Genomic DNA, 13,834 nt, shown 5'->3' with positions numbered 1-13,834 from the left:
CTTAACATTCACACGTCCCAAACATGTTATAGACAAAATATACAGGTGCATCTTCTGGATAGACATCGCTGTCTTTAATCATGAATAAAACGCCTTCACTCAGTATGATCAAAACATCTTGATTACGGCTAACAACCGTCCCTTTACTTATTATTTTATTTAGCTTACCGATATTATCAGCATCATGTATAAAAAAAACTTTTCGTCCTGACTTAATACTACTTGGAATAACTTTCTTATATAAACCACAATTCTTACATACCCATTTCTTCACTATCAATTCTCATGAACAAAAGGAAGATCATATTAAAAATTACCCGCATTAAGTGGACATAAAAAACCTAATAAATTAACAATACAGTCTTTTCTTTATACGATAAAACACGCTAAATGCCTAACCAACAAATTAAACATAAAATAAAAACAGATTAGGACAAAATTATAAATTTATTTTAGAGTTAAATATAAATCTTAAATCTATCTCATGATACATAAAATAGATCATCTAACCCTATTCAAACAGGTATTTAGCACATAATGAGCTTGGATGATGGATGAGTCGTTTTTATTCTACACATCATGCATATATACACTCTCTATTGTTCTTTCTCTGTAGCCAAATACAGCTACATATTCGTGAGATGAAAATAGTACTATTTTCTTCATTTTCCTATACATTTTAGGTCATTTATTCATAAGTTTTTTTCCATTGCTTAGAAAACAAACTCTGTTTTTATGCTTCTTCGAACTCGCGTCAACTCATTCATATCTTTATTTATTTTATTTTTACGTTCTCTGTAAATCGGCAATTTAACCAGTATTTAAACCTTGAGATTTCAAAAAAACTGATAGCTCCTTTATTTAACATTCAAAATATCTGAACTAATATCGGATCAATGAAACCTGATATGAAGTTTAAGCACATGAAAAATCATATGTATAAAATGCCCGCTGAATGGACGCCACAACAATGTGTTTGGATGATTTGGCCTTATCGTACCGATAACTGGAGACAAGGTGCATTGCCTGCACAGCAAGCCTTTGCCAAAGTCGCTGAAGCGATTTCTAAAACCACACCGGTATTTATGGCGGTTCCCCATGCTGAAATGAATAAAGCAAAAGCCACGATTCCCGCCCATGTCACCTTAGTTGAAATTGAAAGTGATGATGCATGGATGAGAGATACCGGACCAACCATCGTGAAAGATCCAGCAGACAATAATGTCGCAGTTGATTGGGTCTTTAATGCATGGGGTGGTGAAAATGGTGGCTTGTATGATAATTGGGATAAAGATCTTGAGGTTGCCAGTCAGGTCGCCCATTTTCATTCCATCCCATTACATCAGTCTGGCATGGTCTTAGAAGGTGGTGCCATTCATGTCGATGGTGAAGGAACATTATTAACAACCAAAGAGTGTCTACTGCATCCCAATCGTAATCCAGAAATGACACAAGCGCAGATTGAGCATGAACTTTCCACCTTACTTGGCATTGAGAAATTCATTTGGTTGCCATTGGGTGTGTATAACGATGAGACCGATGGGCATATCGACAACATGTGTTGCTTTGTCCGTCCAGGCGAAGTGGCACTACATTGGACAGATGATCAGAATGATCCACAATATGCAAGTTCAAGACAGGCATTAGACATTCTCGAATCAGTAACTGATGCAAAAGGCAAAAAACTGAAGGTGTGGAAATTACCCGCGCCAGGACCTTTGTATGCCAGTGAAAATGAAACCATTGATGTTGAAAAAGGCAATGCCATTGAACGTTTTGAAGGTAATCGTTTAGCGGGATCATATGTGAATTATCTGATCAGTAATCAGCAGATTATCTTTCCTTTATTGGATGAAAGAACCGATGATCAAGCCTATATTTTGTTCCACAAAATGTATCCTGATTATCAAATCACTGGCGTGCCGGCAAGAGAAATCTTATTAGGTGGCGGCAATATTCATTGTATTACCCAGCAAATTCCCAAATAGCATCTGCACGGATTGCTTATTTGTTCATTAATCTACTTACGGTGAGTTCTTATGGCTTGGTTATATTTATTCATTGCGAGTTCATTCGAAATACTTTGGGCCATTGGCCTAAAGTATTCTCGAAACTTATTTGAATGGTCATTTACGGTTTTCTTTATTGTCGGAAGTTTCCTATTTTTATTCTTAGCAGCAAAAAAAATGAAGCCCTCTTATGCCTATGTATTTTTTGTTGTTCTTGGAACCTTAGGAACGTTTCTGTTTGACACTTATATTATTGAGAATCCAGTCAATTTTATTTCCGTGATTGCAATTGTGATGATCATTATTGGTGTGGTCAAATTAAAACAGATCGGAGACTAAAGCATGAGCTGGCTATTGTTAATTGCATCTGGGATATTAGAAATATTTGTCGTGAAAAGTATTCGTGACCTGATTCATAAAAAATACCGAACCGCGATTCCACTCTACATTGTGTCACTTTCTGCTTCGCTGTTTTTATTACATATGGCGATGACAAACATTGATGTTTCAATTTCTTATGCTGTTTATACGGGTATCGGTGTGATCGGTACTATTTTAATGGGCATTTTCTTTTGGGGTGAACGAAAAAGCGTGGAGAAGTTTTTTTATGTCGGTGTCATTGTCACAGGTGTCATTACCTTAAAACTTGCCAGTTAAATTTAGTTGTAGTCTGTAGCTTAAATGAAGCTACAGACATCTGATATTGGCTATCCACGCTGAGATGAAATATTGCCTCCATCAACCACAATTTCTGCTGCTGTGATATAACTCGCTTCGTCTGATAGAAGGAATCTGACCACACGACCAATTTCCTCAGGTTGGCCTAAACGCCCCAAGAGAATACGTTTTTCGAAAAAGTTTTCTGGAAGCGAATCCAATGAAGCTTGTACCATTGGGGTATGAATTTGACCAGGTGATACTGAATTAATGCGAATATTATCCCGTGCTAAGCGATCTGCTAAAGAGCGTACCAATGACAACATTCCGCCTTTTGCTGCACTGTAAATTGGATTAATCGCATTACCAAGCGTTGCATTGATAGAAGCAATCGTCACAATTGCTGAACCTTTATTCAATGTAAAATCACGATACAATTTTTGGCTTAAAAATGCTAAAGGTCTTAAATGCGTATCAATTCCCGCAGCCCAAGTCTCTAAGGTAATGCCTTCTAAGGACCCCGTATCGACAATCCCTGCACAATGTACCAAACCACCAAGATTTCCAAGTACATTACGGCTAAGATCTATGGCAGCATCATATTTATCCACATCAATAATATTAATCCCAATCCCGATTGCTTTTACTTTGTATTGTTCTGAGATTATTGCAGCACTTCTTTCAGCTCTTTCTGAATTGATGTCCCATATCGCAACAGGACGCCCTACCGCAGCTAATGCTTCTGCAACAGCATAGCCAATACCTGAAGCACCACCAGTAATAATAACTGCTGTATTCGGTGTTGCTAATATTGGTATTAAATTCTTTACCTCTAAAACATCTGTATTCATTTTCAAAATCCATCTAAACACATTAAGTTTTAGATATTATTCCTTTCACCTAGCGGATATCTTAAAAAAACAAAATATAATAAAACTTATCATTATGGGATTAATAGATACACATATTAGGCAATATAAAATGAAAAATTAAACATACTATTATAAAAACAACAATATAAAGACAGCTATACTCATCTTACTTATAGCTGTCTTTGCTACAATTTATGCTGGAATTTGCTGGGTAATACAGTGAATATTACCACCGCCTAATAAAATCTCACGTGCAGGAACACCCGTAATTAAATAATCAGGATACATCTGCTGGAATAAGGCTTTAGCTTCCTCATCGGTGCGTTCATCCAGTAAAGGGAAAATGATCTGCTGATTACTGATCAGATAATTCACATATGAGCCCGCTAAACGATTACCTTCAAAACGTTCAATGGCATTGCCTTTTTCAACATCAATGGTTTCATTTTCACTGGCATATAAAGGTCCTGGTGATGGTAACTTCCATACTTTTAAACTTCGTCCTTGTGCATCTTTGCTATTTTCCAGTACCGTTAATGCCGCGACAGATCGTGCATATTGTGGGTCTTGAGGATCATCCGTCCAATGCAACGCAACTTCACCAGGACGCACAAAACAGCACATATTATCGACATGCCCATCGGTTTCATCATTGAATACCCCTTCAGGTAACCAGATAAATTGGCTTACACCAAGACATTCTTTGAGGGTATTTTCAATTTCAGTCTGCGTCAGATTTGGATTTCGGTTTGGATTAAGCAAGCACTCTGAGGTCGTCAATAATGTCCCTTCACCATCCACATGAATTGCACCACCTTCCAATATGAGAGAAGTCGAATAGGTTTCAAGATCATGTCGTGCTGAAATCTGCTGAGCGATCAATTGATCTTGATCCCATGGAAAGTATAAGCCGCCATTTTCACCACCCCACGCATTGAAGACCCAACTCACCCCTTTTCTCTCTCCCGTAGCATTCTTGACAATACTTGGCCCCGTATCACGCGTCCACGCATCATCACTTTCCATTTCAACCAATGTCACTTGCGCTGGCATTGTTTGACGGGCTTTATCCATTTCAGTAGAGGGTACGGCCATAAACACGGGGGTGGTTTGAGTAATTGCCGCAGCAACTTGAGCGAAAGCCTGCTGAGCGGGTTGTCCATTGGCGCGCCAGTTATCGGTACGATAAGGCCAAATCATCCACACCGCTTCTTGAGGCGACCATTCGCCCGGCATCTGAAAACCATCTTGCTTTGGTGTATTCATTGTTTGTTGCATATCCTGTTTTTCCACAACTTTTAAATCCTTAGAAATATTTTTTAACTGAGTAAACCTTCAGGTGGTTGCACCAAAGGAAATCGGCTGCTTTCTCAATTTTTTATAAAGTAAAAGCAAAACACCTGTGGCTAGCCATATTCCACCAAACTCCAAAGCTGATTTTTCGAGATGTAACCACAACCCTAATAAACACAGCACCGAAGCCAATGGCAGCAATAAATTGAAGAAAATATTTTTAAATCCAGTCCGTTCTTTGCGAATCACGAAAAATTTCATAAATACCGAAAAGTTCACCATGGTAAAGGCAATCAAGGCACCAAAACTCACCAGACTGACGACTGTTGCTAAGTCCACGACAATCGCAAGCAACGAAATCATGCCGACAAAAAAGATTGAATATAAAGGTGTGCCTAATCGAGCATTCACGGAACCAAATACTTTTTGGTTAAATACCCCATCTCGGCCCATGATATACAGCAACCGCGATGCGCTGGCATGCGAGGCCAAACCTGATGCAAAAGCATTCATGATTTGTACAGTCAATAAGGCAGATTGGAAGAATACCCCACCGACATAGAGTGCAATTTCAGGTAAAGCTTCATCTGGATTTTTAAACTGTTCCAGTGAAGGGAAAGACAATTGCACAAACCAAGACACCGTAATAAAGATAATCCCGCCCAATAAGGTGGTGAGTATGATTGCGCGCGGAATGGTCTTGGTCGGGTTCTTGCTTTCATGCGCCAAGGTAGAAACAGCATCGAAACCTAAATATGAGAAACAAACCAGTGAGACACCTGTCAGTAAGGTCAGATATTCAGGATTGCCATTCAATAGTGGTGTGAGCGTCATCACACTGCCATAGCCGTGAGAATTACCAATGCCTGTGACCACCAAAAAGATAAACACCAGCATCATGGCAACCGTGGCCAGAATAAAGATGAAACTAAAATTGGCGAGAATATTGATGCGGAAACTATTAATCAAGGTTAACAGTCCCACCATGATGAGCACCCATCCGGTATAGGAGATATCAGGCATCAATGCATTTAGATAGAAAGACGCCAATAGTACATTGACCAATGGAATCAGCAGATAATCAATCAACGAACACCAGCCCACAAAAAAGCCCGCAGTCTTGCCACAGGTATCTGTTGTATAGGTATAAGCAGATCCTGACTTGGGTGACAATTTACTGAATCGCGCATAACTAAAAGCGGTTAACAGCATTGCAATCAACGCCAAAACATAGGCCAGTGGGACACGTCCTTCTGTCACTCTGGAAATAATACCAAAGGTATCAAATACCGTTGCGGGCGCCATATAGGCCACACCAATGACAACGACTTGCCAAAGTGAAAGCCCTTTCCGATTATTATCGCTTTCCATGCATATTTCTCCTACATCAATGCAAACTCTTATTTAGTGCATTGTTTTTTTCACCGAGTCGGCGTTGTATTGAAAAGAGAAGTCCCTTTCTCGATCCAATAACCTGTTTTAAATGGGTTAAATCGTAATGACGTTTTCCTCTAAATAGCTTTGAATGCCAGACTCACCGAGTTCACGCCCAATGCCACTCTTTTTAAAACCACCCCACAATGATCCCGGCTGAATCATCTGGAATGAATTGATCCAGATGTGACCTGAACGCAAGCGTTTAGCAATTTTTTTACCGTGCTCCACAGAGCCTGTCATGATGGTTGCAGCTAAACCAAACTCAGAATCATTGGCTAAGCGCACTGCCTCATCTTCGGTTGCAAAACTACGGCAACACATCACAGGACCAAAAATTTCTTCTTTCCACAGTCGGCTGTCAGTAGGTACATCAATAAAAACGTGTGGCTGAATAAAGAAACCTTTGCTCGGTAAAGCAATTTGATTCAGATCAACCAATGCCTGAAGTTTTTCTTGCTGCGCAATGTCTAAGTATTCATGCACTTTATTGAATTGCTTTTGCGTGGTCATCGGCCCCATCGCGAAGGGTCCGGTAAGATCCGTGCCAAGCTGCATCGACTCTACGGCGACTTTCAATTTTTGGTAGAAAGGTTTGGCAATGGATTGATGCACCAATAAGCGTGATGTCGCAGAACACATTTGACCGCTGTTATAGAACATGCCACCCAATGCTTTATCGACTGCTTCATTTAAATCAGCATCTTCCAGAATTAAAATCGGTGATTTTCCACCGAGTTCCAAAGTCACACGTTTGACAGAAGGTGCGGCAGCCTGCATCACATGAATTCCAACTTCAGTGCTGCCCGTAAACGAGACTTTTTGCACATCCGCATGCACCACCAAATGTTGTGCTGCCACAGCATCTCCAAGAATCAGGTTAAACACCCCTTGTGGAAACTGGATTTGATCTAAAATTTCAGTAAAGGCATATTCAGGTAAAGGCACCAGTTCAGAGGGTTTAAAAACAATGCTACAACCTGCTGCTAAAGCAGGTGCAATTTTCCATGCGCTAGTGATTAACGGAAAATTCCACGGCGTAATTAATGCAACCACGCCCACAGGGTTCTGTTGATGGGTGAGTTCAGTCCCATCCTCGCATTGCGTGGTTTGACTAAACGCCATGCTCTGCACTAAATCTGCATAATAGCGATAGCACTTGATACTATTTTCAACATCCACCTGCGCTTGTTCAGATGACTTGCCATTATTTCGATGCGAAAGTTCAATCAGGCGAGTTTTCTCAGTGTCAAGCTGGTCAGCAATTTTGTTTAACCATTCTGCTCGTTGTTGAGGTGTAGTCATACTCCAATCATCGAGCGCCTGATTCGCAGCAGCAACAGCCGCATCAACATCGTGTGTAGAAGCAGCGGTATAATCCAAAATCTGCGCTTCATTATTCGGGTTGATCACTGCAATCTGTGCTGTACCTGTGGTTGCCTGCCACTTTCCATTGATATAATTCTTCATCTGCTTACTCGCCTTCGGGTGATACATCTGCTTTAAGCTTTATGATTGCCATTATTTCAGTGCAACTTAAAACGGTATCGACCTTTATTACTCAGCCATTTCGGTCCATGTCTTTTGTTTCACCTCAGCCTTTTGCGGTTGAGGAGCTCAACTCGCCCCTTAAGGCAAGTTGAAATTAGGGGAAATAAACACTGATTTTTCAGCTTATAGATGCCCTTCGGCTCTAAGCTCTTGAATGGTATTTTGAATCGCATGACGTAAAGTCTTCACTGCAAAATCAACTTGCTCACGGGTCAAGATCAGTGGTGGAGATAACACATTCATGTGACCAACTGGACGCACGATCAGACCTAATTTTTGACAATGATTGGCAATACGTTTTCCAACACCTACCGAACGATCGAAGAGTTCTTTAGTTTGTTTATTACGTAAGTTTTCAATACACATCATGAATTTTTTGCCACGTACTTCACCGACGATTTCAAGATCAGCCAAGGTTTTTAACTGTTCCTCAAAATAAGCGCCCATGTCTTGCACATGCTCACAAATATTTTCTTTTTCAATGATTTCAATATTTTTCAGTGCAGCAACACAGCTCACAGGATGACCTGAATAAGTAAAACCATGGGTTAACAGACCGCCTTCATGGTGTGGTTTGCTGATCGCATCATAAATTTCATCAGAGATAATGGTTGCGCCTAATGGCAAGTAACCTGAAGACAAGCCTTTGGCACAAGTAATGATGTCGGGAACGATGCCAAATACCGCCTCTGAAGCAAACATATGCCCCAAACGACCAAATGCAGTCACCACTTCATCAGACACATATAACACGTTGTACTTTTTACACACGGCTAAAGTCTTGGCATGGTAGCCCTCTGGTGGAACAATCACACCGCCTGCACCCATAATTGGCTCAGCAAAGAATGCGGCAACGTTATCTGGGCCTAGCTCCAAAATCGTATCTTCCAGTTCCTGCACTTTTTCATTACAGAAATCTTCCATCGATTGAGATTCAGGCTTACGGTATGGGTTCGGGCATGAAACGTGATGGACTAATTGATTGTGAATCTCAAAGCCAACATGATCAGCTTCAATCCCTGTCAACGTCATACTGATATAAGTACTGCCGTGATAAGCATCCTTACGTGCAATCAGTTTTTTCTTAGATGGCTTGCCGATTTGATAAAAATAATGGTGAATCAAACGCACAGCGGTATCATTGGCAACCGAACCACCACAACCATAGAACACATGGTTTAGGTTACCCGGTGCTAACTCTGCCAGTTTTGCAGCCAACTTCGCTGCTGGCGCAGTGGTTTGATGTCCAAATGGAGAGTAATAAGGCAATTGCATAATTTGCTCAGCAACCGCATCTGCAATTTCTTTACGTCCGTAGCCGACATTGACACACCATAAGCCACCGATACCATCTAGGTATTTATTGCCATGTGCATCATAGACATAGACATTTTCGCCTTTAGACATAATTAAAGAGCCTTCGTCTTTAAATGTCGAAAAATCAGTCCATGGGTGAATCACATGGTCTTTATCTTTTTGCCAGATATCTTGAATATCAATTTCTACTGGTAATTTAGAGTTCATCGTTGTCCGTCCTCAATATTCGCAGTACTTCTTTTAGAAGCCTGCATTTCCTACATTTCGCTCTTGGCTATAATCGTTAAATAGTTGCTACATGCGCTGATGAATCTTGCGCAGCATGTTGTTTGTCATAATTTAGAATGGCATTCAGTAACACATCAGCACCTTGTGCAGCGTCATTCGCATAAATGTCTTCTGCTTCGTTATGGCTGAGTCCATTGATACATGGAATAAAAATCATGGTCGTTGGGCAGTGTTTGGCAATGTTGATTGCATCGTGGCCTGCCCCGCTGACAATGGTCTGATTGCTATATCCCAAGCTGTCCACAGCATCTTGTACGGTTGCAACACAAGTACGATCAAAATAAGTCGCTGGGCTTAACCAATGTTGTGAAATGCTAATCTCTAAATCTCGTTGTGCTGCGAGTGAATGCAATAGTTGATGTGTTGCTTGTTCCATCGCTTCGAGCTGGGCATCATCTGGATTACGTAAGTCAATAGTCCACTGGATTTGACCAGGAATGGTATTACGTGACGAATTCGCGACCTGCATTTCACCAAAAGTCACCAAACCTTCTGGGAATTGTTCCAAAATGCATTGCTCTAAAGCCACAATCATTTCAGCAGTCCCGACCATGGTATCTTTACGCAGATTCATTGGCGTAGTGCCAGCGTGTGCAGCACGACCTTTAGTTTCAACATCCAGCCAGAGAATCGCTTGTCCACCCGTCACCACACCAATCGAAATCTCATTTTTTTCCAGTACAGGGCCTTGCTCGATATGCGCTTCGTAATAGGCTTGGAATGGACGAGCCAATGGGTAATTGCCAAGTTGTCCTGTACGCACCAGTTCCGCAAAAACTGAAACACCTTGTTTATCTGTGCTGTCATAAATTTGTTGTTTAGGAATGACGCCCGCGAAAGCCGCTGAACCCATCATCGCTGGGGTAAAACGTGCACCCTCTTCATTCATCCACACTACAAGCTCAAATGGATGTTCCGTGGTTATTTTTTCTTCGGCTAAACGCTGTAAAACTTCCATGCCGGCCAGCACGCCATAAATTCCATCAAAGCGACCGCCTTTAGGTTGTGTATCGAGATGACTCCCCATCACTATCGGTAACGCACTTTCATTTCGACCTGCACGGCGTAAAATCAGATTTCCGACTTCATCATAGTGAACGGAAAGATTGATTTTTTCTGCCCATTCCAGCAGTAAAGCTCGACCTGCAATATCTTCATCACTGAGTGCTAAACGGGTATTGCCACCCTGATCAGTTGCACCAATTTTTGCCATTTCCATGAGCATTTGCCATAATCGCTCTGCATTCACTCTCATTGTTTTGCACATCCCTTTTAAATATCTTTAGAGTCGCCTTAGCATCCACTTTGATAAATAATTCAAGAAAAGACGAGTACCAATTTCAACACTGCTTTAGGAACCAATTTCACAGCGACTCAGAAAAACTTTAAAAAACATTATTTTTCAATTAAATAAACAACACAAAAAAGAATAAAATTATATTTTTTAAAGTGCTCAATTGCCTATTATTAAACCACTGTAAATCAGCTTGAAATTTGAATTGGCTCCTACCTTTATTTTTCTGTTTTATAGGTAAAACATGTTGGTCTTATTCGGCAGAAAATATGATGATGACGTTATTATTTTCTCTTCTCATCATAATAAAAAAAGCCTCAGGTCTATGCTAAAAACAAGATGAATTCATCTATATTTTCAAAACATTGGACCTAAGGCTGTTTATTTTACAAGAGTAGATTTTATAAATCTTAAAGTGATCAATTAGAATGTTCTGGTTAGGCTAAATACCACAGTTGAATCGGCATTTTTCAAGGCCTTATTCACATTGCCATCGGCATAATACAGATCAAAAATAAAATCTTGATAGTTAAAGTCAACACCTACTTTATAATCATAAAAATGTTTCTTTTCATCAGTTGCCCACAGTAATTCATAGGCCTCGTTACTTGAGAACTGGTTATAGGCAGCCTGTGCATAAGCATTCCATTGGTCAGCGACAGGATAGCGATAACCGACCTCATAACGCAGCATCTTCCCTGTTTCTAGGGTGTAGTCTGGTGAATAATAAAATGAGAGATTCAATTGATCTTGTTGATTCAACATCCCTGATGCAAACAACCCAATTGAATATTCCTCAAAGTCGACCCTTGGCAAGGTTTTGTCTTCACCTGGATAATTGACATCCAAATATTGTAAATTCAACTTTAAGTGATCATTGAATTGGTAATCATAGCCAAGGTAATAGTCGAACTCGACACTGCTACCGATATCGAGTTGTATATTCGAGGCAAAAAGCTGTGCGTATAAACCTGAATTATGATCTGCTCTTAAGGTCCCCTGAACGGCAGGCTTACCCTGCGTCTGGGTTGTGCCACGCCAGTAGTATTCCGTTAAAAATGCCAGCGAACCACTCACAGCAAACTGATCCTTAAACGCTTTCGATTCTGCGGCTTGCACATTGATTGTTGAAAATATTGCCGATGTGAAAATCCCTAGCAGCACTGTATTTTTTATCATTCACTTATTCCATTAGTACATGATTATTCTTGAATTTTCATTGTCTTTAATTTTGAAATAAAACCGAGAACCAATTTAAATAAAAATATAGGAACCATTTATTTTTTAAGCAAAATGCGTTTAGTCATGATTTAAAATCAAGTGGCTAAAAATAAAAAAAAGCCCGTAGGCTTTTTTTTATTTCATTCAATTTATTATTTACTGTTCAGCTTGCCGTCATAAACTTTTTCACCTGCAAACCAAGTTTGAGCCACTTTCCAATCCTTAATGTCTTTATTTAATGGCGTTTGCAAAGCCCCTTGTAAAACCACAAAATCCGCCCATTTTCCTACACTAATACTGCCAATTTCATTGCCCCAGCCTGCGACATTGGCGGGTGCTTGGGTATAGGCATACAAGGCTTCATCCAAACTCAAGGCATTATCGCTATAACGCGTCTTGCCATTATATTCGCGGAACACGACATCACTTAACTGTAGCATTGGATTTTCAGGGGCCGTTGGCCAGTCGCTGCCCAACACCATCGACGCACCACTACTCAATAACGACTGCCACGCATAGCTATACGGCATTCGTGCTTCACCGAGACGCGACTCCTGATAATTACCAGCAATCGCATGGTCTGGCTGCATGGAGGCGACAACGCCTAATTCAGCAAAACGAGGAATTGCCGTTTTAGTGGTGACTTCAATATGTTCAATCCGATTCATCAGTTGGCGATGTTTCGGGCTGTTTTCAATTGCATTCAATGCCATATCTACACTTTTATCACCGATGGCATGGATCGCCACAGGAAAGCCCACATCATTGGCATTTCTCACGATGTCATTCAATTTTGGCTGTGAGGTAATGGGCTCGATGTTGAAATGGTGTCGATCTGCATAAGGTTCATTCAGTGCAGCGGTATAGCTCATCAGCGTACCATCAACAAAATATTTCATATAACCAAAACGGAACTGCGGCCCTTTCTGCCACTGCTGCTCTTTTTGGATAAAACGTTGATTCAGTTGATCCCGTTGTTTGGCATAGCTTTGCAGTTGTGCCAGCGTTGCCTGATCTTCCCCAGCCATTAATCCAAAACGAATACGCATCGGTAACTGTTTCTGTGACTCAAGTAAAGCTGGATACACTGTAGCGAGTTCAGCCCACATATCATGTACCGAGGTTATTCCCAAGCTGTTAAAATGAGCAACGATTTTTTCAACCACTGGGATTGCGGCTTTGCCTGAGAGTAATGCTTTTGTATATTGCGGGCTGGCTAAGATCAGTTGATTGGCTGCCGTTTCTTTAAAGATTCCTGTCGGCTCGCCTGTTTGTGGATCTTTAACAATCTCCCCCCCTTCTGGTGCTTTGGTATTTTTATCGATTCCCAGCAATTGCATCGCCTTGCTGTTTACCCAAACGGTATGATAATCAATATCCTGTAACACCACAGGTCGATCAGGCACAATTGCATCCAGCTCCTGACGTGTTGGCATACGATTGTCCTTCATGGCGCTGACATCCCAGCGCCCACCGACCAACCACGCATCTTTCGCGAGTTCTTTATCTCGTTTGGCAATCAATTTAAACCATTCTTGCCGATCAGTGATCCCAAACAGATCTACGCCCTCCCACAGTTCCAGACCACCCAATAAATGAGTATGTGCATCGGTCAAACCCGGAAGAACTGTTTTACCTTGGGCATCAATCACCTGTGTCTTTGGACTTGCCATATTTTGAATAAAGGCATTATTACCAACGGCCAGAAACTTACCATCTTTAATTGCAAATGCTTGTGCTTTCGGTTTGGCTGGATTTGAAGTTCGGATATCTGCATTCATCACAATGATATCCGCTTGTGGTGTTTGTGCCTGAGTCCCGAAGGTCATCAAACAAACGCTGAGTCCTAACCATAATTTCTTTTTCATAGGTCCGTTATTCCATTATCCATATTTATT

At 40.8% G+C, this 13,834-nt stretch carries 12 protein-coding genes; 3 read left to right on the top strand and 9 right to left on the bottom strand.

All coding sequences use genetic code 11. The annotated features are described in order from the left end of the window. Position 1: 1 nt before the first annotated feature. Complete coding sequence (locus tag NDN13_RS01965; RefSeq protein ID WP_005202776.1) at positions 2 to 274, bottom strand: hypothetical protein; 273 nt, start codon at positions 272 to 274, stop codon at positions 2 to 4. Between the two features lie 622 nt (positions 275 to 896). Between NDN13_RS01965 and aguA (NDN13_RS01960) the strand changes: the two genes are divergently transcribed. From aguA (NDN13_RS01960) to NDN13_RS01950, 3 genes are read left to right on the top strand one after another with little or no spacing between them, the layout of a single operon-like run. After that, entirely contained in the window at positions 897 to 1,988 is a 1,092-nt protein-coding gene (aguA, locus tag NDN13_RS01960; protein ID WP_251116978.1) for an agmatine deiminase, read from the top strand. 51 nt (positions 1,989 to 2,039) lie between these two features. After that, positions 2,040 to 2,348, top strand: a complete 309-nt coding sequence (locus NDN13_RS01955; RefSeq protein ID WP_004808070.1) for a DMT family transporter — start codon at positions 2,040 to 2,042, stop codon at positions 2,346 to 2,348. 3 nt (positions 2,349 to 2,351) lie between these two features. Beyond that, a complete protein-coding gene (locus NDN13_RS01950) occupies positions 2,352 to 2,666 on the top strand; it encodes a DMT family transporter (RefSeq protein ID WP_251116977.1) in 315 nt (104 codons plus the stop codon). Positions 2,667 to 2,716: 50 nt separating this feature from the next. Here NDN13_RS01950 and NDN13_RS01945 read toward each other — a convergent pair whose 3' ends face one another. From NDN13_RS01945 to NDN13_RS01910, 8 genes are all read right to left on the bottom strand, one after another. After that, complete coding sequence (locus NDN13_RS01945) at positions 2,717 to 3,517, bottom strand: SDR family NAD(P)-dependent oxidoreductase (RefSeq protein ID WP_251116976.1); 801 nt, start codon at positions 3,515 to 3,517, stop codon at positions 2,717 to 2,719. Positions 3,518 to 3,730: 213 nt separating this feature from the next. Further along, complete coding sequence (aguA, locus tag NDN13_RS01940; RefSeq protein WP_251116975.1) at positions 3,731 to 4,816, bottom strand: agmatine deiminase; 1,086 nt, start codon at positions 4,814 to 4,816, stop codon at positions 3,731 to 3,733. A gap of 57 nt (positions 4,817 to 4,873) precedes the next feature. Further along, entirely contained in the window at positions 4,874 to 6,202 is a 1,329-nt protein-coding gene (locus NDN13_RS01935) for an APC family permease (RefSeq protein ID WP_251116974.1), read from the bottom strand. Between the two features lie 117 nt (positions 6,203 to 6,319). After that, entirely contained in the window at positions 6,320 to 7,735 is a 1,416-nt protein-coding gene (locus tag NDN13_RS01930; RefSeq protein ID WP_251116973.1) for an aldehyde dehydrogenase family protein, read from the bottom strand. A 204-nt stretch (positions 7,736 to 7,939) separates the two neighbouring features. Continuing rightward, the gene (locus tag NDN13_RS01925) at positions 7,940 to 9,340 is read right to left on the bottom strand and encodes an aminotransferase (RefSeq protein WP_251116972.1); all 1,401 of its coding nucleotides are present in this window, start codon (positions 9,338 to 9,340) and stop codon (positions 7,940 to 7,942) included. A gap of 76 nt (positions 9,341 to 9,416) precedes the next feature. Beyond that, entirely contained in the window at positions 9,417 to 10,676 is a 1,260-nt protein-coding gene (locus NDN13_RS01920; RefSeq protein WP_251116971.1) for a Zn-dependent hydrolase, read from the bottom strand. Between the two features lie 462 nt (positions 10,677 to 11,138). Further along, a complete protein-coding gene (locus NDN13_RS01915) occupies positions 11,139 to 11,894 on the bottom strand; it encodes a TorF family putative porin (protein WP_251116970.1) in 756 nt (251 codons plus the stop codon). Positions 11,895 to 12,088: 194 nt separating this feature from the next. Beyond that, positions 12,089 to 13,804 carry an amidohydrolase gene (locus NDN13_RS01910; protein ID WP_251116969.1) on the bottom strand — a complete coding sequence of 572 codons (1,716 nt, stop codon included), beginning with the start codon at positions 13,802 to 13,804 and terminating at the stop codon, positions 12,089 to 12,091. Positions 13,805 to 13,834 lie beyond the last annotated feature (30 nt).

The organism is Acinetobacter sp. C32I, assembly GCF_023702715.1.
Classification (GTDB): Bacteria; Pseudomonadota; Gammaproteobacteria; order Pseudomonadales; family Moraxellaceae; genus Acinetobacter.
This window is presented reverse-complemented; position numbering and strand designations above follow the sequence as displayed.